General features: G+C 72.9%; 24 protein-coding genes. 19 read left to right on the top strand and 5 right to left on the bottom strand.

Translation table 11 applies throughout. The features are described from left to right. Positions 1-5 precede the first annotated feature (5 nt). Together Q7A36_RS24850 and Q7A36_RS24855 are read right to left on the bottom strand one after the other, a co-directional pair. Positions 6-797 (bottom strand): P-loop NTPase family protein, encoded by a 792-nt coding sequence (locus Q7A36_RS24850; protein ID WP_305106458.1) that lies wholly within the window; start codon positions 795-797, stop codon positions 6-8. Next, a complete protein-coding gene (locus Q7A36_RS24855) occupies positions 790-1,308 on the bottom strand; it encodes a hypothetical protein (RefSeq protein ID WP_305106459.1) in 519 nt (172 codons plus the stop codon). Before Q7A36_RS24855 ends, Q7A36_RS24850 begins: the two co-directional genes overlap by 8 nt. 123 nt (positions 1,309-1,431) lie before the next feature. Between Q7A36_RS24855 and Q7A36_RS24860 the strand changes: the two genes are divergently transcribed. Continuing rightward, a complete protein-coding gene (locus tag Q7A36_RS24860; RefSeq protein WP_305106460.1) occupies positions 1,432-1,683 on the top strand; it encodes a hypothetical protein in 252 nt (83 codons plus the stop codon). A 282-nt stretch (positions 1,684-1,965) separates the two neighbouring features. On the opposite strand, the gene Q7A36_RS24865 is transcribed toward Q7A36_RS24860, so the two are convergent. After that, entirely contained in the window at positions 1,966-3,090 is a 1,125-nt protein-coding gene (locus Q7A36_RS24865; RefSeq protein ID WP_456306822.1) for a LysR family transcriptional regulator, read from the bottom strand. Between Q7A36_RS24865 and Q7A36_RS24870 the strand changes: the two genes are divergently transcribed. From Q7A36_RS24870 to Q7A36_RS24910, 9 genes are all read left to right on the top strand, one after another. Continuing rightward, complete coding sequence (locus Q7A36_RS24870; protein WP_305106461.1) at positions 3,038-3,223, top strand: (2Fe-2S)-binding protein; 186 nt, start codon at positions 3,038-3,040, stop codon at positions 3,221-3,223. The two genes, Q7A36_RS24865 and Q7A36_RS24870, sit on opposite strands and share 53 nt — an antisense overlap. An 11-nt stretch (positions 3,224-3,234) precedes the next feature. Beyond that, a complete protein-coding gene (benA, locus tag Q7A36_RS24875) occupies positions 3,235-4,587 on the top strand; it encodes a benzoate 1,2-dioxygenase large subunit (protein WP_305106462.1) in 1,353 nt (450 codons plus the stop codon). Between the two features lie 14 nt (positions 4,588-4,601). Then, a complete protein-coding gene (gene benB / locus Q7A36_RS24880) occupies positions 4,602-5,123 on the top strand; it encodes a benzoate 1,2-dioxygenase small subunit (protein ID WP_305106463.1) in 522 nt (173 codons plus the stop codon). Positions 5,124-5,139: 16 nt separating this feature from the next. Beyond that, positions 5,140-6,168, top strand: coding sequence for a benzoate 1,2-dioxygenase electron transfer component BenC (gene benC, locus Q7A36_RS24885; protein ID WP_305106464.1), 1,029 nt, complete (start codon positions 5,140-5,142; stop codon positions 6,166-6,168). Positions 6,169-6,175: 7 nt separating this feature from the next. Next, a complete protein-coding gene (locus tag Q7A36_RS24890; protein WP_305106465.1) occupies positions 6,176-6,955 on the top strand; it encodes a 1,6-dihydroxycyclohexa-2,4-diene-1-carboxylate dehydrogenase in 780 nt (259 codons plus the stop codon). A 37-nt stretch (positions 6,956-6,992) separates the two neighbouring features. Then, positions 6,993-7,919, top strand: a complete 927-nt coding sequence (gene catA / locus Q7A36_RS24895) for a catechol 1,2-dioxygenase (RefSeq protein ID WP_305106466.1) — start codon at positions 6,993-6,995, stop codon at positions 7,917-7,919. A gap of 111 nt (positions 7,920-8,030) precedes the next feature. Continuing rightward, positions 8,031-9,191, top strand: coding sequence for a muconate/chloromuconate family cycloisomerase (locus Q7A36_RS24900; RefSeq protein ID WP_305106467.1), 1,161 nt, complete (start codon positions 8,031-8,033; stop codon positions 9,189-9,191). Positions 9,192-9,201: 10 nt separating this feature from the next. Then, entirely contained in the window at positions 9,202-9,480 is a 279-nt protein-coding gene (gene catC, locus Q7A36_RS24905; RefSeq protein WP_305106468.1) for a muconolactone Delta-isomerase, read from the top strand. Between the two features lie 99 nt (positions 9,481-9,579). Continuing rightward, complete coding sequence (locus Q7A36_RS24910) at positions 9,580-9,843, top strand: hypothetical protein (protein ID WP_305106469.1); 264 nt, start codon at positions 9,580-9,582, stop codon at positions 9,841-9,843. Between the two features lie 9 nt (positions 9,844-9,852). Here the strand turns inward: Q7A36_RS24910 and Q7A36_RS24915 are convergent, their stop codons facing one another. Together Q7A36_RS24915 and Q7A36_RS24920 are read right to left on the bottom strand one after the other, a co-directional pair. After that, positions 9,853-12,252 carry a xanthine dehydrogenase family protein molybdopterin-binding subunit gene (locus tag Q7A36_RS24915; RefSeq protein ID WP_305106470.1) on the bottom strand — a complete coding sequence of 800 codons (2,400 nt, stop codon included), beginning with the start codon at positions 12,250-12,252 and terminating at the stop codon, positions 9,853-9,855. Positions 12,253-12,561: 309 nt separating this feature from the next. After that, positions 12,562-13,356, bottom strand: coding sequence for an IclR family transcriptional regulator domain-containing protein (locus tag Q7A36_RS24920; protein ID WP_305106471.1), 795 nt, complete (start codon positions 13,354-13,356; stop codon positions 12,562-12,564). A gap of 93 nt (positions 13,357-13,449) precedes the next feature. Here Q7A36_RS24920 and Q7A36_RS24925 point away from each other — a divergent pair, with 93 nt between their 5' ends. The 9 genes from Q7A36_RS24925 (at position 13,450) to Q7A36_RS24965 (ending at position 25,020) form a co-directional block, all read left to right on the top strand. Continuing rightward, entirely contained in the window at positions 13,450-14,769 is a 1,320-nt protein-coding gene (locus tag Q7A36_RS24925) for an aromatic ring-hydroxylating dioxygenase subunit alpha (protein ID WP_305106472.1), read from the top strand. Further along, positions 14,769-16,199: a glutamine synthetase family protein gene (locus Q7A36_RS24930; RefSeq protein WP_305106473.1), complete on the top strand. Its 1,431-nt coding sequence runs from the start codon at positions 14,769-14,771 to the stop codon at positions 16,197-16,199. The genes Q7A36_RS24925 and Q7A36_RS24930 overlap by 1 nt, the downstream gene beginning before the upstream one ends. A 14-nt stretch (positions 16,200-16,213) precedes the next feature. Beyond that, complete coding sequence (locus Q7A36_RS24935; protein ID WP_305106474.1) at positions 16,214-17,413, top strand: ABC transporter substrate-binding protein; 1,200 nt, start codon at positions 16,214-16,216, stop codon at positions 17,411-17,413. 4 nt (positions 17,414-17,417) lie between these two features. After that, a complete protein-coding gene (locus Q7A36_RS24940) occupies positions 17,418-18,665 on the top strand; it encodes an NAD(P)/FAD-dependent oxidoreductase (protein WP_305106475.1) in 1,248 nt (415 codons plus the stop codon). Between the two features lie 11 nt (positions 18,666-18,676). After that, complete coding sequence (locus Q7A36_RS24945; RefSeq protein ID WP_305106476.1) at positions 18,677-19,636, top strand: Bug family tripartite tricarboxylate transporter substrate binding protein; 960 nt, start codon at positions 18,677-18,679, stop codon at positions 19,634-19,636. A 4-nt stretch (positions 19,637-19,640) separates the two neighbouring features. Beyond that, positions 19,641-21,650, top strand: a complete 2,010-nt coding sequence (locus tag Q7A36_RS24950; RefSeq protein ID WP_305106477.1) for a hydantoinase/oxoprolinase family protein — start codon at positions 19,641-19,643, stop codon at positions 21,648-21,650. Further along, entirely contained in the window at positions 21,647-23,248 is a 1,602-nt protein-coding gene (locus tag Q7A36_RS24955; protein WP_305106478.1) for a hydantoinase B/oxoprolinase family protein, read from the top strand. Before Q7A36_RS24950 ends, Q7A36_RS24955 begins: the two co-directional genes overlap by 4 nt. Then, positions 23,245-24,210, top strand: coding sequence for a Bug family tripartite tricarboxylate transporter substrate binding protein (locus Q7A36_RS24960; RefSeq protein WP_305106479.1), 966 nt, complete (start codon positions 23,245-23,247; stop codon positions 24,208-24,210). Before Q7A36_RS24955 ends, Q7A36_RS24960 begins: the two co-directional genes overlap by 4 nt. Positions 24,211-24,717: 507 nt before the next feature. Beyond that, entirely contained in the window at positions 24,718-25,020 is a 303-nt protein-coding gene (locus tag Q7A36_RS24965) for a hypothetical protein (RefSeq protein WP_305106480.1), read from the top strand. The last annotated feature ends 8 nt before the right edge of the window (positions 25,021-25,028 follow it).

The raw sequence follows: 25,028 nt of genomic DNA on the forward strand, positions 1-25,028 counted from the left end.
GGGCCTCAGGCGGCCTCGGGCACGGCCCCGTAGACGGGATCGAACATGCGGGTGCCCTCGTCGAGGAAGGCGATCAGCCGGCGCTGCGCCCGCACCGCCTCCAGCCGCGATAGGCCGCACTCCCGCTCCCACCAGGCGACCGGCCGCGCCGCCGCCTCGTCCAGTCGCAGGTGGCGGTCCACTACATGCGGCAGGCCGGGGGACATGCAGGCCGGCATGCGCAGCACCGCGGCCAAGCCGTGCGCCGCCATCATGCCGCGCACCGCGGGCGCGTCCGAGGCGAGCGGGAATTGTGCGTCGCGCTCGTTGATCACGATGCAGCGGCGGGATTCCGGCACCGCCTGCGCCACGTAGCTCAGCGCCTGGTTCACGCTCTGCACCGCATGCCCGTCGCCGGTGGTGACACCAAAAAAGATCAGCGGCGCACCCTCGCCGAAGGGGCCGTCCTCGCCGTACTCGTTCAGCCACAGGGCGAAGGTGCGGGTCAGGTTGGCGCCGATGTCGAGGACGACATCCCCCTTCGCCGACATGCAGATCTCGCCGATCTGGTCCCACATCCGGTAGATCAGACTCGGGTTGCGCTCCAGGTCCACCAGCTTGTCCTGGGCGATGCGGAAGAGCCGCACCGCCTCCTCGCCGTAGATCTGCGCCAGGCGGGGATCGGACTCCACCTCGATGATGGCCGGCAGCCGGCCATGCTCCAGCAGGTGGCGGCTGATGCGCAGCTCGGCGGCCTTGGACTTGCCGACGCCGCCGCGGTCGGAGCCGAAGGCGGCGGTTTCTGGCCGATCAGGCATGGGTGTCCTCCTCGACAAGCCGCCGGTCTGCGGGGCCCAGATGGATGGGAGATGGATCCTGCAGCGGGCGCCGACGGCGCGACTGCACCCGGCGCCGTAGCTCCGCGGAAGCCGCGGGCCCGGCCCCGGGGGCGGATGCTTCAGGGGCTTCGGCGACGGAGTTGCGCGTTGCCTCGGCGGCGGCCGGGGCCGGCTCCGCCATCGGGGCCTCGGGAAGGACCTCGGTCGGCAGAGCGGTGGCCGAAAGGAGGGACGCCGGAATTTCGCCATCCTCTGGCGTGGCCTCGGCCTGCAGGCCGAGTTGGGCCCAGAAGGGATCCGCCGGCGCCGCGGCGATGCGGGGCCGGAAGGCGAGCAACGCCTGCAGCACCGCCGTGTGCATGTGGTCGCATCCCGACAGGTCGAGTCCAGGAGAGGTGGTCTCGCGGAGCCAGGCGGCCAGGGGCTCCGCCTCTTCCGCGGCACAGGTGCCCTCGAGGATCGCCAGCCGGCCGGTGAAGCGCATAGGCATCGCAAAGTTCCGCAAGGCGCGGAAGGGCACGATGAGACGGCCAGCCGCGGGTTTCGCAATCATATCGCCGATTTTTCGCATAACTGCAAGTGAGCTGGATAGGCTGGAGCGAACCGGCCCGACATGGCCGGAGGGACTGCCGCGAGACTGGGGGTCAGGCTGCGGGTCGGCACGGCGCTGACCGAGGGCACGGCCAACCTCTTGGTGAACCGCCGGATGGCCAAGTCGCAGCAGGCGAGTTGGTCCTGGCGCGGCGCCGACCGGCTGCTGCAGGTTCGCTGCGCCATTCACACTGGCACGCTCGGCGCCCGCTTCGGGCTGCGCTTCTACCCCGCCAATGACGTGCTCCCGCACACGGCCGCCGCAGCGCCCTAGCCAGCACGCTGCTGGCCGGCCTCGAGCTCAGCCGCGAAGGCGCGCTGGAACTGGAGCAGGACGCCGCCTTTGGTCCGGTGACCATCGCCCATGTTACAAACGGGCGGGGCGACGCGGCCGCCGAGAATGTTGCTGCCTGACAATGTGCCTCCGAGAACCTACACGGACTGCGATGGCTGCGTATGGTGGTCCTCGGTCGCTCGAACTGGCCCTGTGCGTGGGTTGTCATTGAGTTTTGCCGTGCTTGCCGGACCGCCACGGACGTGAGCGGCCGCCAGTCAATCAGGCGCCGAAAGTGATCCCAACCTTGCGGTACATCTCCTTCACCAGCCGCAGGATGAGGTCGATCTCCGGCGAGGGGTCGCCGCGCCGCGTACTCATGATGATCGGAGAGATCGCGCCGGGCTCGTCGAGCGGCCGGTAGACCACGTTGTCGCGCCGCAACCGCTCGACCGAGCCGGGCACGATGCAGATGCCGGTCTCCGCCGCGACCAGCCCGAGCGCGGTCTGCAGCTCTCGCACCTCGTGCACCGCTGCCGGCTTGATGTCCCGGTCGCGGAACAGCGCCAGCACCTGGTCGGCATAGCTCGGCCGCGGCAGGCGCGGATAGACCACCAGCGTGTCGTCGGCGAGCTCCGCTAGCTTCAGGGATCCGGTGCGTGAGGACAGCTTATGCGCCAGCGGCAGGGCGACGCAGAGCTGCTCGTTGCGCAGCACCACGCGCTCGATCGCGGCATCGCTGAACGGGATGCGGCCGAAGCCGACATCGATGCGGCCCTCCTTCAGCGCCGCCACCTGCTCGATGGTCGTCATTTCCAGCAGGGTCAGTTCCACGCCGGGGCGCGCGGCGCGGTAATGGCGGATGACCTCCGGCAGATAGCCGTAGAGCGTGGAGGCGACGAAGCCGATGCCGAGCCGCGTGCGCTCCGCCTCCCGCAGCCGCGCCACCATGGCGCGCATCTCCTCCATGCGGTCGAGCACCTGCACAGCCTGCTCGAACAGCAGCTTGCCGGCATCCGTCAGCGACAGCGGCCGGCTGGTGCGGTCGAACAGCGGCAGGCCGCACTCCTCCTCCAACTGCTGGATGGCGCGGCTGAGCGGCGGCTGGGCGATGCGCAGCGACTCCGCCGCGCGGGTGAAGTTCCGCTCGCGCGCCACGGTGACGAAGTAGCGGAGCTGCCGCGAGTCCAGACGATACCTCCCGGGTATGGTTGCGACCTTTTTAGTCTTGGATTCGAAGCAATGAAAGGTGCGACCAAGGGTCATCGGAGGAAACAGATGGCTCCCAGCACATCCCACTGCGCAACGCGACGCAAGCGGCCCGCCCGCGGCCGGACCGGCTGAGGCGGCCGCCATGTACATCTGCCTCTGCAACGGCCTGAGTGACCGGCAGCTCGGCGAAGCCATCCGCGACGGCGCCCGCCGCCCGGCCGAGGTCTACGCCGCCTGCGGCTGCCGCGCGCAATGCGGCCGCTGCGCCGGGACCATCCTCGCCATCATCCGCGGTGACAGCACCGCCCAGCAAGACCCCGAAGCCTGAGGAACGCGACCATGCTCGACAACGTCCAGACCACGATCGAGACCGCGCTGGAAGACGACGCCGCAAAGGGCGCCTTCCGCGTCGCCCGCGACATCTTCACCGATCCCGGGCTCTTCGAGCTCGAGATGAAGCATATCTTCGAGGGCAACTGGATCTACCTGGCGCATGAGAGCCAGGTGCCGAACGCCAACGACTACTTCACCACCTGGATGGGGCGGCAGCCGATCGTCATCGCCCGCAACCGCCAGGGCGAGCTGAACGCCTTCATCAATGCCTGCAGCCATCGCGGCGCCATGCTCTGCCGCCACAGGCGCGGCAACAAGAGCACCTATACCTGCCCCTTCCATGGCTGGACCTTCAGCAACGCCGGCAAGCTGCTGAAGGTGAAGGACCCGGAGGGCGCGGGCTATCCGGAGCAGTTCAACAAGGGCGGCAGCCACGACCTGACCAAGGTTGCGCGGTTCGAGAGCTATCGCGGCTTCCTCTTCGGCAGCCTGAATCCGGATGTGGTCCCGCTGCGCGAGCATCTGGGCCAGGCGGCGAAGATCATCGACATGATCGTGGACCAGTCGCCGGAGGGGCTGGAGGTGCTGCGCGGCTCCTCCACCTATGTCTATGACGGCAACTGGAAGCTGCAGACCGAAAACGGCGCAGACGGCTACCACGTGTCGGCCGTGCACTGGAACTACGCCGCCACGACCGGCCGCCGCAAGGAAGCGGCGCGCGAGGACACCACGCGGGCCATGAGCGCCGGCGGCTGGGCCAAGCAGGGCGGGGGCTTCTACAGCTTCGAGAACGGCCACCTGCTGCTCTGGACCAACTGGGCGAACCCGGAGGACCGGCCGAACTGGGACCGGCGCGCGGAGCTGGCGGCGCAGTTCGGCCAGGCGACTGCCGACTGGATGGTGCAGCGCAGCCGGAACCTCTGCCTCTATCCCAATGTCTACCTGATGGACCAGTTCTCCTCGCAGATCCGCACCTACCGGCCGATATCCGTGGATAAGACGGAGGTGACGATCTACTGCATCGCGCCGAAGGGCGAGGCGCCCGACGCACGGGCCCGCCGCATCCGCCAGTACGAGGATTTCTTCAACGCCTCCGGCATGGCGACGCCCGACGACCTCGAGGAATTCCGGGCGTGCCAGTTCTCCATGGGCGCGCGCGCCGCGCGCTGGAACGACCTCTCGCGCGGGGCGCAGCACTGGATCGAAGGTGCGGATGCGGCCGCCGAGGCGATCGGCCTGAGGCCACTGATGAGCGGCGTGAAGACCGAGGACGAGGGCCTCTTCGTCGTGCAGCACAGGTATTGGCAGGAAGCGATGCAGCGCGCGCTGGCCGCCGAGGCCGGCAAGTCCCAGGGCTGAGGAGGAGAAAGACGATGTCCACGACGATCGAAGCACCCGCCCGCGCCGCTTTCACCCGCCAGGACGCCGAAGCCTTCCTGTACCGGGAAGCCCGCGCCCTGGACGACAAGGACTGGGACGCCTGGCTCGCTTTCTACGCCGCCGATGCCGAATTCTGGATGCCGGCCTGGGACGACGACGACCGTCTGACGGAGGACCCGCAGACCGAGATCTCGCTGATCTGGTACGGCAACCGCGGCGGGTTGGAGGATCGCGTCTTCCGCATCCGCACGGAACGCAGCAGCGCGACGAGCTTGCCGGAGCCGCGCACCAGCCACAGCATCTCCAATGTCGAGATCCTGGAGCAGGCCGGCGGCCTGGTGCGGCTGCGCTGCAACTGGGTGACCTTCAGCTACCGCTACAAGACGACGGATACCTATTTCGGCACCAGCTTCTACACCATCGACACGACCGGCGAGCAGCCACTGATCCGGGCGAAGAAGGTAGTCCTGAAGAACGACTACATCCACCACGTCGTCGACATCTACCACGTCTGAGCGGGAGGGGATCGACATGTCGCACCGCATCGCACTCAGCTTCGAGGATGGCGTCACCCGCTTCGTCGAGGCGCGGGAGGGCGAGACCATCGCCGATGCCGCCTACCGCCAGGGCATCAACATCCCGCTGGACTGCCGCGACGGTGCCTGTGGCATCTGCAAGTGCCGAGTGGAGTCCGGCCGCCACGACGGCGGCGACTACATCGAGGACGCGCTGACGGAGGCCGAGGCCGCCGAGGGCTTCGCGCTGGCCTGCCAGGCGCGGCCGCGGACCGACCTGGTCGTCGCCATCCCGACCACATCCGCCGCCTGCAAGACCAGGCCGCAGGACTTCACGGTGGCGCTGCGCGGGGTGGAGCGGCTCTCCGAGACCAGCCTCGCCTTCTCGCTGGAGGCGCCGGCCGGCCTCGCCTTCCTGCCGGGCCAGTATGTCTCGCTGCGCGTGCCGGGCAGCGACCAGCGCCGCGCCTATTCCTTCAGCTCCGCGCCGGGCGCGGAGGCGCTGTCCTTCCTGGTGCGCGACATTCCGCAGGGGCTGATGAGCACCTGGCTGCGGGACCAGGCGAAGCCCGGCGCGGCGATGGAGTTCAGTGGCCCCTCCGGCAGCTTCTACCTGCGCGCGGTGACGCGGCCGCTGCTCTTCCTCGCCGGCGGCACCGGCCTCGCTCCCTTCCTCTCGATGCTCGGCAAGCTTGCCGCGGAGGGCTGTGATCAGCCGGTGCACCTGGTCTATGGCGTCACCAACGACTCCGACCTGGTCGCGGTCGAGGCGCTCGAGGACTGCGCGGCGCGGCTCGACGGCTTCAGCTTCACTACGGTCGTGGCGGCCGAGGCCAGCGGGCACCCGCGCAAGGGCTATGTCACCGCCCATATCGCGCCGGAGCACCTGCATGGCGGCGACGTGGACGTCTATCTCTGCGGCCCGCCCGCCATGGTGGATGCGGTCCGTGGCTGGCTGGCGGCGCAGGGCGTGATGCCGGCAAGCTTCCACTTCGAGAAGTTCTCGCCGAGCGGCCCGGCCGATGCCGCGCGGCTGGCGGCGTGAGGCGGCGATGACGACCTTCGAAGGCCGCTTCGCCGGCAGGACCGCGATCGTCACCGGCGCCGCCCAGGGCATCGGCCGGGAGGTCGCATTGCGCATGGCCCGCGAAGGCGCGCGGGTCGCCCTGGTGGACCGCGCCCCGCTGGTGGAGGAGGTCCGGTTCGAGGCCGGCGCCGATGCCATCGCGGTGCAGGCCGACCTCGAGACCTTCGCCGGCGCTCAGGCGGCGGTGGCGACGGCGCAGGGCGCGTTCGGCCGCGTCGACATCCTGGTGAACAACGTCGGCGGCACGATCTGGGCCAGGCCCTATGCCGAGTATGCGCCGGAGCAGGTGGAGGCGGAGATCCGCCGCTCGCTCTACCCGACGCTCTGGTGCTGCCGCGCGGTGCTGCCGGCCATGCTGGCGGCAGGCAGCGGCGTCATCGTCAACGTCTCCTCGGTGGCGACGCGCGGGCTGAACCGCGTGCCCTACGCCGCGGCGAAGGGCGGGGTGAACGCCATCACCGCCTGCCTCGCCTGGGAATATGCGGAACATGGCATCCGCGTCTGCGGCACCGCGCCGGGCGGGACGGAGGCGCCGCCGCGCCGCATCCCGCGCAACGCGGCGCCGCCGACCGAGCAGGAGAAGGCCTGGTACCAGCGGATCGTGGACCAGACCACCGCCTCCAGCCTGCTCAGGCGCTACGGCACCGTCGAGGAGCAGGCGGCGGCGATCCTGTTCCTGGCCTCCGACGAGGCCTCCTACATCACCGGCGTCACCCTGCCCGTGGCGGGCGGCGACCTCGGTTGATCCACCATCCACCACCACCCCCAAGGAGGAACGCGTGATGACCGACAGCCTGATGGAGACCAAGGACGTCAAGGACCTGCTGATGAAGGTCAGCGGTCTCGGCGACGGCGGCGGCGACCTGCGCCTGAAGCGGATCGTGCACCGCGTGGTGTCGGACCTCTTCCGCACCATCGAGGAGTTCGACGTCCAGCCCGACGAGTTCTGGACGGCGATGAGCTACCTCACGCGCGTCGGCCAGTCGAACGAGGTCGGGCTGCTGGTCCCGGGCCTCGGGCTCGAGACCTTCCTCGACATGCGCCTCGACCAGGCGGAGCGGAAGGCGGGCCTCGAAGGCGGCACGCCGCGCACCATCGAGGGCCCGCTCTGGCTGGCCGGCGCGCCGCTCTCGCAGGGCGAGGCGCGGCTGGACGACGGCACCGAGCCGGGCGAGGTGCTCTTCATGCAGGGCCAGGTGCGCGACGTGGACGGCAAGCCGGTCGCCGGCGCCGTCATCGATGTCTGGCACGCCAATGCGAAGGGCGGCTATTCGGGCTTCGACCCCTCGCAGTCCAGGTACAACCTGCGCCGCCGGATCGAGACGGATGCCGAGGGCCGCTATCGCTTCCGCTCCATCCTGCCGAACGGCTATGCCTGCCCGCCGGACGGCCCGACGCAGCAGTTGCTGGACGCGCTCGGCCGCCATGGCCACCGGCCCGCGCATATCCACTTCTTCGTCGTCGCGCAGGGCTTCCGCAAGCTGACGACGCAGATCAACATCGACGGCGACGAGTACCTGCACGACGACTTCGCCTTCGCCACGCGCGACGGGCTGATCCCCGAGGTCAAGCGGGTCACGGATGCGGCGGCGATCCACGCCAGGGGCCTGAATGCGCCCTATGCCGAGATCGACTTCGACTTCGTCCTGCATGCCGAGACCATGGCCGCGCCGACCACGCTGGTGAACCGCGAGCACGCGCCGGCCTGAGGTCGGCGCAACAACCGACGAACTGCCCCGCCCCGGCGGGAGATCAGGCGGCGCGCCCGAGGCCCGGCGCGCGCCGTCCACCCCCTTCGCGTCCCGATTGGAAGCCCAGCGATGCCCGACAGCACCATCACCATCCCCGCGGATCTCCGGCGCGACCTCGCCGTGCAGTCCGTCCGCAGCACGATCGTGGATGTGCCGACGGTCCGTCAGCACAAGCTTTCCCAGACCTCCGTGGCCGCGCAGAGCTACGTCATCGTCGAGCTGCGCCTCGCCAACGGTGCCACCGGCATCGGCGAAGCGGCGACGCTCGGCGGCCCGCGCTGGAGCGAGGAAAGCGTCGAGGCGATCAAGGCCAATATCGACACCTATCTCGCCCCCGCCTTGATCGGCCTGCCGGCCGACCGGTTCGAGGCAGCGGCCGCCCGCCTGGATGCGGCGGCCAAGCGCAACAACGCCGCCAAGGCGGCGACCGAGACCGCGCTCTTCGACGCCGTCGGCAGGACGCTCGGCGTGCCGACGGCCCTTCTGCTCGGCGGCAAGGTGCGGGACAGCGTGCCGGTGCTCTGGACGCTCGCCTCCGGTGATCCGGCCCAGGAGATCGAGGAAGCGGAAGGCAAGCTCGCGGCCCGGCTGCACGACACCTTCAAGGTGAAGATCGGCGCCCAGGCGCCGGAGGCCGACCTGGCCCGGCTGCGCCGGCTCGCCGGTGCGCTCGAAGGCCGCGCGCGGCTGATCGTGGATGCCAACCAGGCCTGGGACGAGACCACGGCGGTGCGCTGCCTGCCGCAGTTGGCCGAGCTGGGCATTGCGCTGGTGGAGCAGCCGGTGCCGGCCTGGAACATCGGCGCCATGGCGCGGCTGCGGGCGCGGCCCGGCACGCCGCCGCTGCTGGCCGATGAATGCGTCTTCGATGCGCACGACATGCTGGCGGTGGCGCAGGCCGCCGCCGCCGATGCGGTCTCGCTCAAGCTGGTCAAGCATGCCGGCCTGCTCGGCCTGAAGAAGGTCGCGGCGGTCGCCGAAGCCGCCGGCATCGCCCTCTATGGCGGCTGCCTGCTGGAAAGCTCGGCGGGCGCCGCTGCGCATCTGCAGGCCTTCGCAACCGTCCGCGAATTGGCCTGGGGCTGCGAGCATTTCGGCCCGCAGATCCTGGTGGACGACCTGGTGGAGGAGCCGCTGCGCTTCGCCGATTTCCAGGTGCACCTGCCCCAGGGTCCGGGCATCGGCGTCACGCTCGATCAGGACAAGCTGCGCCGCTACGCGCGGGATTGAGGAGGATCACATGCTCTACCACGTGCGGATGGATGTGCGCGTGCCGGACGACATCGACGCCGCTCAGTTCGAGGCACTGAAGGCCGCGGAGAAGGCTCGCGCCCAGGCGCTGCAGCGGGAGGGAACCTGGCGCCACCTTTGGCGCATCGCCGGCGAATACGCCAATGTCAGCATCTTCGACCTACCCGACCACGATGCGCTGCACGCCATCCTGTCCACCTTGCCGCTCTTCCCCTTCATGCAGGTCACGGTGACGCCGCTCGCCCGGCATCCTTCCGCGATCGACTGAGCGCAGCCACCCGCGACCAGCCGGTTCGGGCCGCCCCCTCGTCCGGCAGGGGGGCGGCCCCGCGCATGCCTGCCGGCAAGGGACCGAGGGAGATTTCCGATGCCGATGCCACACGGCATCGACATCCGGGAGGTCATCGGCAGCCATCCCGTCTCGCGCTTCCAGGGGCTCGTCATCGCGCTCGGCTTCCTGGTGGTGGCGATCGACGGCTTCGACGAAGCCGCGACATCCGCGCTCGGGACCACGCGCAGCACGCTGTTCCCGCCGCCCTGCGCCCGGGCCGTGCCCATCGGCGCGATCGCGGCCGGCCCGGCCAGGATCCAGACCCGCATCGCTCTCCCACGTCCGGCGACCGGGGCGTAACGGCGCGGATCAGGCCCGGGTCGGATCCGCGGCCCCCCGCAGCGCCGCCCAGACCCGCGCCGGCGTCGCCGGCTGCGCCTCGAGCCGCGCGCCAACCTGCGCCAGCGCGTCGTTCACCGCGTTCATCAGCGCGCCGATGCCGCCCATGGTGCCGCCCTCCGACATGCCCTTGATGCCGGCCGGCGTGCGTGGATTGGGCGTGTCGTGATGGGAGAGCTCGAAGGCCGGCAGGTCGTCGGCGCGGGCGATGGCGTAGTCCATGAAGCTGCCCGCCAGCGCCTGGCCGTCCGTGCCATAGGCCGCGTGCTCCAGCAGCGCGCCGGAGAGGCCCATGGCCGTCGCGCCATGGGTCTGCCCCGCCACCACCATCGGGTTGATCCGCGTGCCGCAATCCTCGGCCGCCATGTAGCGCAGGATGCGGACGGTGCCGGTCGCGCGCTCCACCTCCACCGCGCAGGCATGGGTGCTGTTGGTATAGGTGGTGCCCGGCGGGTCGTAGGCGAGGATCTGGTGCAGCCCGGGCTCGAGGCCCGGCGGCAACCGCAGCGGGTCGAGATGCGCGGTGCGGGCCAGTTGCGCCAGGGTCAGCCCGGTCTCCGCCCAGCCCTCCGCGAGCCGGCGCAGCACGACGCCGTCGCGCAGTTCCAGCGCGTCCGCGCTGTTCAGGTCCAGCATGGCGGCGGCGATGGCGAGGAGCTTCGCCTTGAGCTTCAGGCCGGCGAGGTAGAGCGCGCCGCCGCCGGCCGTCGCACCCCGCGCGCCGCGGCTGCCCATGCCATAGGGCGCGGTGTCGCTGTTGCCGATCTGCACCTGCACCTCCTCGACGGCGGCGCCGAGGCCCGCGGCCGCTGCCTGCGCCAGGGTCGTGTCGTAGCCCTGGCCGGAGCCCATCAGGCCGCAGGAGGCGATGACGGCGCCGGAGGGCTCGATGCGGAGGCTCGCCACCTCGTGCCCCGATCCCGGGATGCCGGCCGCCCTGTAGAAGGCGGAGCTGTAGGTGTTGCTCTCCACTACCGTGCAGAGGCCGATGCCGAGCAGCGTCTCGGCCGCCGGCCCGCGCGCCGCCTGCTCCGCGCGCAGCGCGGCGTAGCCCAGTTGCTCCGCCACGGCCTCGAGCGTGGCGAGCGGCGTCACCGCGTCGTAGCGCTCGCCCGTGGCGGTGATCCAGGGCAGGTCGGCCTCCGTCAGGGAGTTGCACCGCCGCACCTCCAGTGGATCGAGGCCGAGCGCGCGCGCGATGGCGTCCATCGTGCCCTCCATCACCCAGGAGGTGATGGCCATCGGCGCCCGCATGGGCCCGGAGGGACATTTGTTGGTCAGCCAGACCGAGACCTCGTAGCCGTAGTCGCGGATGCGGTAGGGCCCGGGGAGGATCATGGCGACGACGCGCGCCATGTAGTTGGCGGGGAAGAAGGACCAGGCGCCGAAATCCGCGTCGATGGCGCAGGTGAGGCCGAGGATGCGGCCATCGGCCGCGACGGCGGCGCGCGTCGTCACCACCTCCTCCCGCGCGTGCAGCACCGCGGTCAGGTTCTCGCCCCGCGTCTCCCGCCAGCGCACGGGGCGGCGCAGCAGGCGGGCCGCGGCCGCGATGCAGAGATCCTCGCGCAGCGGGATGATCTTCTGGCCGAAGCCGCCGCCCATCTCCGGGCTCTCGACCGTGACCTGCCACTCCTTCAGGCCGAGCCGCACGGCGAGGGCGCTGCGGTAGGGATGCGGCGCCTGGGTGCCGACCTGCATGGTCAGGTGCTGCCGGCCATTGTCCCAGAGGGCGAGGGCGGAGCGCGGCTCCATCGGCGCATGGGTCTGGCGCTGCTGGCCGAAGCGCGCCTGGACCACGCGGTCGGCGCGGGCGAAGGCGGCCTCCAGCCCCGGCGTGGCGAAGGTCTGGAGCGAGACGCGGTTGGAGGGCAGCGCCGGGTCCACCAGCGCCGCCTCCGGCGCGGCGGCATCGGCGACGGAGGCGATGGCGGGCAGCGGGTCCCAGGCGATCCCGACCAGCTCCGCCGCGTCCTCGGCCGCGACGCGGGTTTCGGCCAGCACCAGCGCGACGGGGTCGCCGACGAAGCGCGCGGCCTCCACCGGCAGCACCGGCATCTCCATCGGCTGCAGCCCCTCGATCGGCGGGGCCATGCGGAGCGGCGCCACCAGCGCGGCCAGGTCGCGGCCCGTGAGCACCGCCGCGACGCCGGGCAGGGCCCGTGCGGCCGCCGCATCGATGGCGCCGATCCCGGCATGCGCGTGCGGGCTGCGCAGGAAGACGGCATGCAGGCAGCCGGGCGGGGAGGCGATGTCCTCTGTGAACCTGCCCTCTCCCGTCAGCAGGCGGCGGTCCTCGCGGCGGCGCAGGGGTCGGCCGAGCGGGCTTCCGGCCTCGGGCGGCGGCGGCAGGGGCGGCGCGTCGGTCATGGAGTCCCCAGGTCTCGCACCCGGCAGGGCGCCGCCATCCCAGCATGCCGCCCGGGGCCTGGCCAGCCTGCGCCGGGTCCCGGCCCGGTCACGACCTCCGGGGCCCCGATGCGGCCTGGTCGCGGCGGGAGGCGCGAGCGCGGATGAGCGAGAGGACCTGCAAGCCGGGCGGGGATGGCGGGCGGGGCGAGCGCCTCCGGCAGCGCGGCGTCCAGCCGCCGCAGGGCGGGGGCAGGCGTGCCGGCGGGGCGAACCGCCCGACGAGGCCGTCGGCCAGGACCTCCGGCAGCCTCGGCTGGCTGCCGCGGCTCAGAGCAGCTGCCCGCGCAGCGCCGCCGCCTCGGCCAGCAGCCGCGGCAGGAAGTGCCGGTGCATGGCCTCGAGGCTCGCCTGCGCCGCGGCGCAGCCCGTGTTGAGCGCCGCCACCACCCGCCCGTCCGGCCGCCGCAGCGGCACGGCGATGGAGCGGAAGCCGAGCTCCGCCTCCTGGTCCGCCAGGCAGAATCCCGCCGCCCGCACCTCCGCCAGGATGCGCCGGAGCGCCGGTTTGGCGGTGACGGTGAAGGGGGTGACGGGTTCCGGTCGCAGCCGCGCCAGGACGGCCTCCTGCTCCGCCTCGGGCAGGTGCGCCAGCAGCACCCGGCCGACCGCGCTGCAGAAGGCCGGCAGGCGGAGGCCAGGTCCGGCGCCGGCGGCATGCAGCCGCCGGGGGGAGGCATAGGCGATCATGACGGCATCCTCCCCGTCCAGGATGGCGACGGAGCAGGTCTCGCCCAGCTCGGCGCAGAGCCGGTCGCAGGCCGGCTGCAGCACGGTGGAGGCGGCCGAGGCGCCGAGATAGGCGCCGGCCAGGCGGAGCACCTGCGGCGTCAGCCGGAAGAGCCGCCCCTCCGCCTCGGCGAAGCCGAGATGCACCAGGGTCAGCAGCGCCCGCCGCGCCGTGGCCCGCGGCAGGCCGGTGCGGCGGGCGACATCCGCGAGCGTCATGGCGGCGTGCCCGGCATCGAAGGCCAGGAGGACGGAGAGGCCGCGCGCCAGCGCCTCCGACAGGTCCCGGGGCTCCCCGGCGCGCCGTGCGCTGTCCGCTGCCGCAAGCCTCGGCACCTCGCCCTCCCTCTGGCCAGAACCATTGCCAGCCTAACCAACCTAGCCTTAGAATTGAACAGGTGTTCGGTCTTCGAACAGGAGCAGCCCGCCATGATGAGCGCCGAGCAGAATCGTCGCCTGACCCAGGTCGGCCCCGGCATGCCCGGCGGCGCCCTGCTGCGGCACTACTGGCAGCCCGTCGCGCTGGCGGAGGAGCTGGAGGGCCCGCGCCCGGTGCGGCCGGTGCGGCTGCTCGGCCAGGACCTCGTCCTGTTCCGCGATGAGCAGGGGCGGGTCGGCCTGCTCGACCGCGACTGCCCGCACCGCAATGCCGACCTCGCCTTCGGGCGGCTGGAGGATGGCGGGCTGCGCTGCCCCTTCCATGGCTGGCTCTTCGACGTGGCGGGGACATGCCTCGACACCCCGGCCGAGCCCGAGGGCAGCCGGCTCTGCGACCGCATCCGGCAGAAGGCCCATCCGGTGGAGGAGCGGGGCGGGATCCTCTGGGCCTTCCTCGGCGAGGGCGCGCCGCCCGCCTTCCCCGCGCTCGACTGCTTCGCCGCGCCCGCGACGCATGTCTTCGCCTTCAAGGGGCTGATCGAGTGCAACTGGCTGCAGGCGCTGGAGGTCGGGATCGACCCGGCGCATGCCAGCTTCCTGCACCGCTTCTTCGAGGACGAGGACGCGTCGCAGAGCTACGGCAAGCAGTTCCGCGCCGCCTCGGCCGACAGCGACATGCCGATGACGCGCGTGCTGCGGGAATTCCCGCGGCCGCGGATCGAGGTGGAGCCGGCGCCGCACGGCCTGCGCATCACCGCGCTGCGGCGGCTCAGCGACGCGCATACGCATGTGCGGGTGACCAACCTGGTCTTCCCCCAGGCCTTCGCCATCCCGCTCTCGGCCGAGATGACCATCACCCAGTGGCACGTCCCGGTGGATGACGGGAGCTGCTACTGGTTCGCCATCTTCACCAGCTTCGCCGCGCCGGTGGACAAGGCGCGCATGCGCGAGCAGCGCCTCGCCCTCTACGAGCTGCCGGACTACCGCCCGAAGGTCGGGCGCCACAACGCCTACGGCTTCGATGCGGAGGAGCAGCGCCGCCGCACCTATACGGGCATGGGCGAGGACATCAACGTCCATGACCAATGGGCGGTGGAGAGCCAGGGCCGCATCCAGGACCGCACGCGGGAGCACCTGGCCTCCTCCGACAAGGCGATCGCCGCCAACCGCCGCCTGCTCTTCCGCGCCATGGATGCGGTGGAGCGGGGCGAGACGCCATTGATGGCGCTGGACGCCGCCGCGGCGCCGGGCGTCACCGGCCCCGCCACCATGGACGGCATCGGCCCGACCGAGGGCTGGGAGCAGTACTGGCCGGAGGTCGATCGCCGCCGCCGCCAGGGCGCCCCCTGGGCCCGGCTGGCGGCGGAGTGATGGGCTTCGTCGCCCGACACGGGCTGCGCGACGCCGAGGCCGCCGCCGCCGCGGCGGAGGTGCTGGCCCGCGCGGCGCGCGAGGGCGTCTCGCTGGTCCGCCTCGCCTTCCCCGACCAGCATGGGGTGCTGCGCGGCAAGGCGGTGACGCTGCCGGCACTGCCCGGGGCGATGGAGGACGGTGTCTCCCTCACCTCGACCCTGCTGCTGAAGGACACCGCCCACCGCACGACCGTGCCGGTCTTCTCCGCGGGCGGCGGCATCGGCATGCGGGACGTGCAGGGCGCGGCGGATTTCGTGCTGGTGCCGGACCCCGCGACCTACCGGCCGCTGCCCTGGGCGCCCGGCACCGCCTGGATGCTCTGCGACGCCTACTGGCCGGACGGGCGGGAGGTCGACTTCGCCACGCGCGGCCTCTGCCGCCGCGTCCTCGGCGACCTCGCCACCGCGGGCTACGAGCTGGTCACCGGCCTCGAGGTCGAGTTCCACCTGACGCGGCTGCTCGATCCGAAGCTGGCGCCGGAGGATGCCGGCCAGCCCGGCTCCCCGCCCGAGGTCGCGCTGCTGACCCAGGGCTACCAGTACCTGACCGAGGCGCGGCTGGACCAGATGCAGTCCATCCTCGAGGTGCTGCAGCGGGAGGTGACGGCGCTCGGCCTCAATCTCCGCTCGGTCGAGGTGGAATACGGGCCGAGCCAGGTGGAGTTCACCTTCGCGCCGGGGGTCGGCCTCGCGCCTGCCGATGCCATGGTGCTGTTCCGCTCGGCGGTGAAGCAGGTGGCGCGGCGGCACGGCCACCACGCCAGCTTCATGTGCCGCCCGCGCCTGCCGAACGTGATGAGCAGCGGCTGGCACCTGCACCAGTCGCTGCGCGACGCCGCCGGGCGCAACGCCTTCGCCTCCACCGACGGCGCGCCGCTCTCGCCGCTCGGCCTGCACTGGCTCGGCGGCCTGCTGGCGGAGGCGCAGGCCGCGGCCGCCTTCACCACGCCGACGCTGAATGGCTACCGCCGCTACCGGCCGATGAGCCTGGCGCCGGACCGCGCGGTCTGGGGCATCGACAACCGCGGCGTCATGCTGCGCGTGCTGGGGCAGCCCGGCTCCGCCGTGACGCATATCGAGAACCGGGTCGGCGAGCCGGCGGCCAACCCCTACCTCTACCTCGCCTCCCAGGTCGTCGCCGGCATGGCCGGGCTCGCCGCCCGGCGCGACCCCGGGCCCTCGGCCGATGCGCCCTACGAGACCGCGGCGCCGCCCCTGCCAACGACGCTCGAGGCGGCGCTCGCCGCGCTCGAGACCAGCGCGGTCTTCCGCGAGGGGCTCGGCGGCGACTTCGTCGACTACTTCCTGCGCCTCAAGCGCGCCGAGATCGCCCGCTTCAACGCCGAGGTCTCGGAGTGGGAGCAGCGCGAATACTTCGACCTCTTCTGACCGTGGAGACCTGGATGCGCCTGCCCGCCGCCCTGCTTGCCGCCCTGCTGCTGGCCCTGCCGGCGGCGGCGCAGGTCACCGCCGTGAAGATCGGCGTGCTGACCGACATGTCCGGCCCCTTCGCCGACCAGGTGGGCCAGGGCAGCGTCACCGCGGCGCAGATGGCGGCCGAGGACTTCATGCGGGAGAATCCCGCCATCCGCGTCGAGGTGGTGCATGCCGACCACCAGAACAAGCCGGATGTCGGCAGCGCCATCGCCCGCCGCTGGGTGGACACCGAGGGCGTGCACGCCATCGTCGACCTGCCGAATTCCGGCGTCGGCCTCGCCGTGATCGAGGTGATGAAGGAGCGGCACCGCACCGCGCTCGCCTCCTCCACCGCCTCCTCGGCCGTCACCGGCCGCTTCTGCGCCCCGACCACGGTGCAATGGGTGAACGACACCTGGGCGCAGGGCAATGCGGTGGCGCGCAGCCTGGTGCAGCAGGGCGGCGAGAGCTGGTACTACCTGACGGTCGACTACGCGCTCGGCCATGCGCTGGAGGGCGATGCCCAGGCGGCGGTGACTGCGGCGGGCGGGCGCAACCTCGGCGCCGCGCGGCACCCGCTGAACACCGGCGACATGTCCTCCCTGCTGCTGCGGGCGCAGTCGAGCGGCGCGCGGGTGATCGCGCTGGCCAATACCGGGACGGACGCCATCAATGCCATCAAGCAGGCGCATGAATTCGGCCTGCTGCGCGGCGGCCGCACCCGGATCGCGGCGCTCTTCCTGCTGATCTCCGATGTCCATGCCCTCGGGCTGGACACCGCGCAGGGGCTGCTGCTCGCCTCCCCCTTCTACTGGGACCTGAACGACGGCACCCGGGAGTGGTCGCGCCGTTGGGGCGCGCGGATGGGCGGGCGGATGCCGACCATGGACCATGCCGGCGTCTATTCCGCGACCCTCGCCTGGCTGCGCGCGGCGAAGCGCAGCGACAGCCTGGAGGGCGAGATGGTCGTCGCCGAGATGCGGCGCGGGCCCATCCAGGACCCGCTCTTCGGCCCGGTCACCATCCGCCCGGACGGCCGCGCCATCCACGACATGCATGTCTTCCGGGTGAAGGCGCCGGGCGAGAGCCGCTACGCCTGGGACTACTACGAGCGCATCGCCACCATCCCGCCGGAGCAGGCCTTCCGCCCGCTGGACCAGGGCGGCTGCGCCCTGGTGGCGAAGTAGCGCGGTGCGGATCGCCGTCATCGGCAACGGCATCGTCGGCACCTGCTGCGCCGCCTGGCTGCAGCGCGACGGCCACCAGGTCACCTTCATCGACCCGCTCGGCCCGGCCGAGGCGACCTCCTTCGGCAATGCCGGCTCGCTCTCCCCCTCCGCCTGCCTGCCGGTCGGCATGCCCGGGATGTGGAAGAAGGTGCCGCGCTGGCTGCTCGATCCGCTCGGGCCGCTGGCCGTGCGCTGGTCCTATGCGCCCATCGCGGCGCCCTGGCTGGCGCGCTTCCTCCGCGTCTCCAACCCGGCCGAGGTGACGCGGATCGCCGCCGCGCTGCGCGGGCTGCTGGCGCCGATCTTCGAGTGCTACGAGCCGCTGCTGCAGCGCGCCGGCGGCATGTCGCACATGCGCCGCAGCGGCTGCCTCTACGTGTATTCGGGGCGGGAGGCGGCCGCCGCCTGGGCCTGGGGGATGAACCTCCGCCGCCGCCTCGGCGTCGAGCTGCGCGATGTCGAGCAGGAGGAGCTGGAGGCGCTGGAGCCGGACCTGAAGGGCCGCTTCCGCTTCGGCCTGCTGGCGCCGGAGAACGGCTCCACGCCCGACCCGGCGGCGCTGACCCGCGCCCTCTTCGCGCAGTGCGAGCGCGACGGCGCCGTCGTCGTCCGCCGGCGCGTCACGGCGCTGGAGGCACGGGGCGGTGCGCTGCGCGCGCTGCGGCTGGAGGGTGGCGAGCGCCTCGAGGTCGAGGGCGTGGTGCTGGCCGGCGGCGCCTGGTCCGGCAGGCTCGCCGCGCAGCTCGGCGCCCGCATCCCGCTCGAGACCCAGCGCGGCTACCACGTGACGGTCGAGAGCAGCAACCTGCGGCTCCGCCACACCGTCATGGCGGTCGAGCACAACCTGATGGTGAACCCCATGGCGATGGGACTGCGCCTGGCCGGCACGGTGGAATTCGCCGGGTTGAAGGCCGCGCCCGACTGGCGCCGCGCCGAGGCGCTGCTGGCGCGGGGCAGGGAGATGTTCCCGCATCTCGACGCCTCCCGCACCACGCGCTGGATGGGCCACCGCCCCTGCCTGCCCGACAGCCTGCCGGTGATCGGCCGCGCCCCCGCGGTGGAGAATGCCTGGCTCGCCTTCGGCCATGGCCATGTCGGCATGTGCGGCGCGCCCTCGACGGGGCGGGAGATCGCCAACCTCGTCGCCGGCCGCCCGCCGCAGCTCGACATCGCCCCCTTCGCGCCGGACCGCTTCCGGCGCGCCGCCTGAGAGGACCACCCATGCCCCTGCGCCGCGCCCTGCTCGCCCTGCCCTTCCTTGCCGGCGCGGCGGCGGCGCAGGGCTGGCCGGCGCGCCCCATCCGCATCGTCGTGCCCTTCCCGCCGGGCGGCAGCACCGACCTGCTGGCACGCCGCATCGCCGAGCGGCTCTCGCCCGCCCTCGGCGTGCCGGTGCTGGTGGAGAACCGTCCCGGCGCCGGCGGTACCACGGGCTCGGAGATGGTGGCGCGCGCGGCGCCGGACGGCACCACCCTGCTCTTCGGCGTCACCGGCACGCATGGCGTGGCGCCCAGCCTCTTCCCGCGGCTCGGCTATGATCCGCTGAAGGATTTCGCGCCGGTCTCGCTCGTCGTCACCGCGCCGCTGGTGCTGGTGGCGAGGCCCGACCTGCCGGCGCGGACGCTCGGCGAGTTCGTCGCGCTCGCCAAGGCCGATCCCGGCGGGCTCACCTATGGCACGCCGGGCAACGGCACCTCCATGCATCTGACCGGGGTGATGTTCGACATGCAGGCGGGCACGCGGCTGACGCATGTGCCCTATCGCGGCTCCGGCCCGGCGCTGAACGATTTGGTGGCGGGCAACCTCGCCAGCATGTTCGGCGACCTGCTGGTGGTGCTGCCGCAGCTCCGCGCCGGGGCGATCCGCGCCATCGCCGTGACCGGCGCGACGCGCCACCCCCTGCTGCCCGAGGTGCCGACCATGGCGGAGGCGGGGCTGCCGGGCTTCCTCGCGCTCTCCTGGCAGGGCCTCTTCGCCCCGGCCGACACCCCGCCCGCCATCGTCGCGCGGCTGGCGGCCGAGCTGCGCGCCGCGCTGGAGGCGCCGGAGGTGCGGGACTTCTTCGCCGGCCAGGGCTTCGCCATCGAGGGCGGCCCGCCGGAGGCGCTGCGGGCGCTGCTGGAGACCGAGATCCCGAAATGGGCCGCCGTGGTGCGCGCCGGACAGGTGAGGCTGGACTGAGGCCATGGGGTTCGAGATCGGGATCGACATCGGCGGCACCTTCACCGACGCCGTCTGCCGCGCCGGCGACGGCAGCTTCCGCCGGCTGAAGGTCGCCAGCACCCCGGACGACCCGGCCCGCGCGGTCGGCACGGCGCTGGACCGGCTGCTGCCGGAGGGCGCCGCCGAGGTCGTGCGCCTCCTGCACGGCACCACCGTCGCCACCAACGCCATCCTGGAGGGGAAGGCGGCGAGGACCGGGCTGATCACCACCGCGGGCTTCGCCGATGTGCTGGAGCTCGGGCGGATGACCCGCGCCTCCAATTACGACCTGGTCTTCGGGCCGCAGACCCCGGTGCATGTCGTGCCGGCGGAGCGCCGGCTCGAGGTGCCGGAGCGCATCGGCCCCGATGGCGCGGTGCTGCTGCCGCTGGACGAGGCGGCGGTGGCCGGGGCCGCCCGCGCCCTGGCCGCGCAGGGGGTGCAGGCCGTCGCCATCTGCTTCCTCTTCGGCTTCCTCAACCCCGCGCATGAGCGTCGGGCGCGGGAGATCGTGGCGGCGGCCGCGCCCGGCCTCGCCATCTCCCTCTCCTCGGAGGTGGATCCGGCGATCCGCGAATACGAGCGGACCTGCGCCACGGTCTTCGACGCGGCGCTGAAGCCGGTGCTGGACGCCTATCTCGGCCGCATCGAGGCGATGCTGGCGGCGCGCGGCGTGCCGGCGGCGCTGCAGGTGATGCATTCGCGCGGCGGGCTGCTGGGCGCCGCCGCGGCGCGGGCGCGGCCGATCCGCCTCACCCTCTCCGGCCCCTCCGCCGCCGCCATCGGCGCCGCCAGCGTGCTGCGGGAGGCCGGGCATGCCGCCGGCATCTCCATCGACATCGGCGGCACCAGCGCCGACATTGCGGTGATCGAGGGCGGCCGGCCGGTGCTGCGGCAGGATGGCAGCGTCGCCGGCATCCCGGTGCGGGTGCCGACCGCCGATGTGCTCGCCATCGCCGCGGGCGGCGGCAGCATCGCCTGGCTGGACGCGGCGGGCGGGCTGCATGTCGGGCCGCATTCGGCCGGCGCCGATCCCGGCCCGGCCTGCTACCGCCGCGGCGGCACGCGGCCGACCGTGCTCGATGCCTCCGTCGTGCTCGGCCTGGTCGATCCCGCGCGCTTCGCCGGCGGCACCATGCCGCTCGACCCGGAGGCGGCCGCGGCGGCGATCCGCGAGCAGGTGGCGGCGCCGCTCGGCCTCTCCCTGGAGGAGGCGGCGGCCGCCATCCATCGCATCACCAATGCGGCGCTGGTCGAGGCGGTGCGGCGCATGACCGTCGGCCGCGGCAGCGACCCGCGCGCCCTGCCCCTGGTGCCGGCGGGCGGCGGCGGCGGGCTGCATGCGGCGGCGATCGCCGAGGAGCTGGGCATGGACCGGCTCGTAGTGCCGATCGCCCCGGGCGTGCTGGCGGCGACCGGCCTGCTGGAGGCGCCGCTGGAGCACGATGCCGGCCAGGGCTTCTTCCGCGCGGTGGAGGGCATCCCGGAGGCGGAGTTGCGCGCCGCGATCGAGGGTCTCACGGCGCGCTGCGCCGCCGCCATGGCGCGGGACGGGGCGCGGGCCGATGCGACGGAGGTCTCGGCCGAGGCCAGCTTCGTCGGCCAGGGCCATACGCTGCAGGTCGGCATCGCCCCGGACAGCGCGACGCCCGGCGCCGATCTGCGCGCCGGCTTCATCGCCGCCCACCGCGCCGCCTATGGCCATACCCGCGACGCGCCGGTGCGGCTGGTGACGCTGCGCGTGGTGCAGCGGGCGCATCCGCGCGGCGTGGCGCTGATCGCCGGCCAGGGCGCCGCCGGGCCGGAGGGCGAGCGCCGCGCCTGGCTCGGCGAGGGGTTCACCGCCGCCCGCATCCTCCGCGGCCTGGCGCCGGGGGCGGTGCTGGCGGGGCCCGCCATCCTCGAGACGGCGGACAGCACCCTGCTGGTGCCGCCGGGCTGGCGGCTCTCCGCCGCCGCCACCCACCTGCTGATGGAGCGCGCCGCGCCATGACCGCCGCCCGCCTCGAGCCCGCCCGCCTCGACCCCGCCAGCATCGAGATCCTGCGCCGCCGGCTGGAGGCGATCGCCGAGGAGATGCAGGGCGTCATGCTGCGCAGCGCCGTCTCCCCCATCGTGCGGGAGGCGAACGACGCCTCGGCCAGCCTCTTCCTGCCCGACGGCACGGTGCTGGCGCAGTCCGTCTCCCTGCCGCTGCTGCTGGGCTGCCTGGTGCCGGCGGTCGGGCGGCTGATCCGGGAATTCCCCGTGGAGGAGATGCGCCCCGGCGACATCTACCTGATGAACGACCCCTATGACGGCGGCACCCACATCCCGGATGTCTCGCTGCTGGTGCCGGTCCATGCCGAGGGGCAGGTCGTCGCCCTCTCCACCACCATCCTGCACCACCAGGACATGGGCGGGCTGACGCCCGGCTCCGTCCCGACCCATGCGACCGAGATCTACCAGGAGGGGCTGCGCCTGCCGCCGCTGCGCCTGGCGCGGGAGGGGGAGATCGACGCGCAGATCATGCGCATCATCGGCCGCAACATCCGTACCGCCGATGCCTTCGAATGGGACCTCAACGCGCAGATCTCCGCCTGCCGGACCGGCGCGGCGCGGCTGCAGGAGCTCGCGGCGAAGCACGGCGCCGCGCCGCTGACCGCGATGCTGCGGGAGCAGGTGCGGCTGGCGGAGGCGGCGACCCGCGCCGCCATCCGCGCCATCCCCGACGGAAGCTGGCGCTACGAGGACCGGCTCGACAACGACGGCGTCGATCTCGACCGCCCGGTGCCGATCGTGGTGACGGTGACGGTCGCGGGGGATGAGCTGACCATCGACTTCACCGGCACCTCGCCCCAGGTGCGCGGGCCGGTGAACGCGGCGCCGGCCGGCGTCATGGCCGGCGCCTTCTTCGCGCTGCGCGCGGTGACCGGGCCGGACATCCCGAACAACGGCGGCTGCTTCCGCCCGCTGCGCCTGGTGCTGCCGGAGGGCAGCCTGGTCAATCCCCGCCCGCCGGCCGCGGTGAACGCCCGTACCGCGACGGTGAAGGTGCTGACCAACGCCATCCTCGGCGCGCTGGCGGAGGCGCTGCCCGAGCGCATCCCGGCCGCCAATGCCGGCGTCTCCTGCATCGTCTCCTTCGGCGGCCGGCGGGAGGATGGCAGCCCCTATGTCGTGACCGAGGTGATCGCAGGCGGCAGCGGCGGCTCCGCCTACGGGCCCGGCGTGAACGGCATCTCGACCGATGTCAGCAACACCATGAACCAGCCGGCGGAGATGCTGGAGAGCGACGCGCCGCTCCGCGTGCGCCGGGTCGCGGTGCGGCGCGGCTCCGGCGGCGCGGGCGTGCATCCCGGCGGCTGCGGCATCCTGCGGGAATACGAGGTGCTGCGCGGCCCGCTGACTCTCAGCTTCCGTGGCGAGCGGCACCTGAACGCGCCGCGCGGCGCGCTGGGCGGCGGGCCGGGGCAGGTTGCGGAGGCCTATATCGACAGGCAGAACGGGGTGAGGGAAGAGATCCGGTCGAAGCTCAGCACGGTCCTGCACACGGGCGATCGGCTGGTCATGGGCACCGCCGGCGCCGGAGGCTGGGGAGTCCCGTCGTGATCCGTCTTCTCGCATCCCTGCTGCTGCTGCTCGCCGCCGCCATGCCGGCCGCGGCGCAGATCGAGCCGGGGCGGCCCATCCGCCTCATCGTCGGCTACGGGCCGGGCGGCTCGCTCGACCTCGTCGCGCGGGTGATGGCGGAGCTGGTGCGCGACCGGCTCGGCGCCCCGGTGGTGGTGGAGAACCGCACCGGCGCCGGCGGGATCATTGGCAGCGACCTAGTCGCCAAGGCGCCGCCGGACGGCCATACGCTGGTGATGGGTGGCGGCGGCTCGCATGGCGTGACGCCGGCGGTCAAGCGCAACCTGCCCTTCGACCCGGACCGCGACTTCACCGCCATCGCCCGCGTCGCCGACTTCGCCAATGTGATGGTGGTGAGTGCGGCGCTGCCGGTGCGCAGCGTGCAGGAGTTCGTCGGCTGGGCCCGGGCGCAGCGGGGCGGGGTGAATTTCGGCTCCTCCGGCGTCGGCACCTCCATCCACCTGACCGGCGAGCTGTTCAGGCTGCGCACCGGACTCGAGATGACGCATGTGCCCTATCGCGGCTCGGGGGGCTCCTCGGCCGATCTCCGGGCGGGGCAGATTCAGGTGATCTTCGACAACCTGCCTTCCGTCATCGGCCAGGTGCAGGCGGGCGCGCTGCGGGCGCTCGCTGTCACCTCCGCAACGCGGGCGGCGAGCCTGCCGGAGGTGCCGACCATGGCGGAGGCGGGCATCGCCGATTTCGTGGTGACGAGCTGGGTCGGCCCCTTCGGCCCGGCCGGGCTGTCGCCCGCGACCCTCGCCCAGCTCTCCCGCGCCTTCACCGAGGCGGCGGCCTCGCCGGCCGGGCAGGAGCGGCTGCGGGCGCTGGGCGCGGTCCCGGCGGCCGAGGACGCCGCCGCCTTCGATGCGAGCTGGCGGCAGGACATGGCGCGCTGGCGCCGGGTGGTGGCGGAGGCCGGGGTGCCGGTGGAGGAGTAGGCCGCGGTCCGGCCGCGGCGGGGTGCGTTCAGGTCCGAAGGCTGCGCGTGACCTCCCAGGCATGGAAGCGCCGACCACGACGGCACGCGTCGCGGTGGTCGGCGGGAGCGAGGTCGGCTTCATCCTCGGCGCAGGACCATCGGGACGTAAAGGAGCGGACGCGACGTATGCGGGGCTCGAGGCGCTTCGATGCGGCGGAGCGCTTCCGTCGAGGCCAGGATGAATTCCGCGACTTCCTCCGCCCCCGCGCCCGCCACGACCAGCCTATCGCTGCCAGCCGCCGTCGCCTGCTGCATCTCCGCGGTGCCGAGGGCGTGCTCGCCATCCTCCAGGCCGCGCAGGCGCGGCGCGTCGTTCCTCTCGGGCCGTCACGATCGGCGCGAGCGCTGACCGACCCGCAGGGTTGTTCCGCGCCGACGCTCCCGGCGTCGCGGTGTGGGCTGCGCAACAGCCGTCTGGCCGAGGCCGGGCGACCATGCGGTCATGTCCATCGTCGCAGACTTTCCCATGATGTCCACGCTCCTGCTGGGCGGCTTCGCCCTCACCGGCATGCTGTCCCTGCGGCCACGAGGCCTGCGCGGAGCGGCGCAGGCCAGGGCAGTCGCCCTCGGCCCGGCAGGCTACCGCCGTCTCGCGGTCGAGGTGATCCCGGCGGAGGGTCCGGCGTTCCGCGCCTACCTCGCCTGCGGCAAGGCCACTCCGCCACCGCGCAGGGGCACCACGTTCATGGTCGCCTTCCACCCCGGAGAGGCAGGCGCCACCGACCTGCCGAACGTCGTGCTCTGCGGCAGCCCGGCGCGGCGGAAGTAGGCCACCGC

It is taken from the genome of Paracraurococcus lichenis, assembly GCF_030657435.1.
GTDB lineage: Bacteria > Pseudomonadota > Alphaproteobacteria > Acetobacterales > Acetobacteraceae > Paracraurococcus > Paracraurococcus lichenis.

Excerpts from the sequence above, each read along its gene's own strand:
- Q7A36_RS24850 (WP_305106458.1), bottom strand. The coding sequence starts at position 797 with ATGCCTGATCGGCCAGAAACCGCCGCCTTCGGCTCCGACCGCGGCGGC.
- Q7A36_RS24855 (WP_305106459.1), bottom strand. The coding sequence starts at position 1,308 with ATGCCTATGCGCTTCACCGGCCGGCTGGCGATCCTCGAGGGCACCTGT.
- Q7A36_RS24860 (WP_305106460.1), top strand. The coding sequence starts at position 1,432 with ATGGCCGGAGGGACTGCCGCGAGACTGGGGGTCAGGCTGCGGGTCGGC.
- Q7A36_RS24870 (WP_305106461.1), top strand. The coding sequence starts at position 3,038 with ATGTACATCTGCCTCTGCAACGGCCTGAGTGACCGGCAGCTCGGCGAA.
- Q7A36_RS24865 (WP_456306822.1), bottom strand. The coding sequence starts at position 3,090 with ATGGCTTCGCCGAGCTGCCGGTCACTCAGGCCGTTGCAGAGGCAGATG.
- benA (WP_305106462.1), top strand. The coding sequence starts at position 3,235 with ATGCTCGACAACGTCCAGACCACGATCGAGACCGCGCTGGAAGACGAC.
- benB (WP_305106463.1), top strand. The coding sequence starts at position 4,602 with ATGTCCACGACGATCGAAGCACCCGCCCGCGCCGCTTTCACCCGCCAG.
- benC (WP_305106464.1), top strand. The coding sequence starts at position 5,140 with ATGTCGCACCGCATCGCACTCAGCTTCGAGGATGGCGTCACCCGCTTC.
- Q7A36_RS24890 (WP_305106465.1), top strand. The coding sequence starts at position 6,176 with ATGACGACCTTCGAAGGCCGCTTCGCCGGCAGGACCGCGATCGTCACC.
- catA (WP_305106466.1), top strand. The coding sequence starts at position 6,993 with ATGACCGACAGCCTGATGGAGACCAAGGACGTCAAGGACCTGCTGATG.
- Q7A36_RS24900 (WP_305106467.1), top strand. The coding sequence starts at position 8,031 with ATGCCCGACAGCACCATCACCATCCCCGCGGATCTCCGGCGCGACCTC.
- catC (WP_305106468.1), top strand. The coding sequence starts at position 9,202 with ATGCTCTACCACGTGCGGATGGATGTGCGCGTGCCGGACGACATCGAC.
- Q7A36_RS24910 (WP_305106469.1), top strand. The coding sequence starts at position 9,580 with ATGCCGATGCCACACGGCATCGACATCCGGGAGGTCATCGGCAGCCAT.
- Q7A36_RS24915 (WP_305106470.1), bottom strand. The coding sequence starts at position 12,252 with ATGACCGACGCGCCGCCCCTGCCGCCGCCGCCCGAGGCCGGAAGCCCG.
- Q7A36_RS24925 (WP_305106472.1), top strand. The coding sequence starts at position 13,450 with ATGATGAGCGCCGAGCAGAATCGTCGCCTGACCCAGGTCGGCCCCGGC.
- Q7A36_RS24930 (WP_305106473.1), top strand. The coding sequence starts at position 14,769 with ATGGGCTTCGTCGCCCGACACGGGCTGCGCGACGCCGAGGCCGCCGCC.
- Q7A36_RS24935 (WP_305106474.1), top strand. The coding sequence starts at position 16,214 with ATGCGCCTGCCCGCCGCCCTGCTTGCCGCCCTGCTGCTGGCCCTGCCG.
- Q7A36_RS24945 (WP_305106476.1), top strand. The coding sequence starts at position 18,677 with ATGCCCCTGCGCCGCGCCCTGCTCGCCCTGCCCTTCCTTGCCGGCGCG.
- Q7A36_RS24950 (WP_305106477.1), top strand. The coding sequence starts at position 19,641 with ATGGGGTTCGAGATCGGGATCGACATCGGCGGCACCTTCACCGACGCC.
- Q7A36_RS24955 (WP_305106478.1), top strand. The coding sequence starts at position 21,647 with ATGACCGCCGCCCGCCTCGAGCCCGCCCGCCTCGACCCCGCCAGCATC.
- Q7A36_RS24965 (WP_305106480.1), top strand. The coding sequence starts at position 24,718 with ATGATGTCCACGCTCCTGCTGGGCGGCTTCGCCCTCACCGGCATGCTG.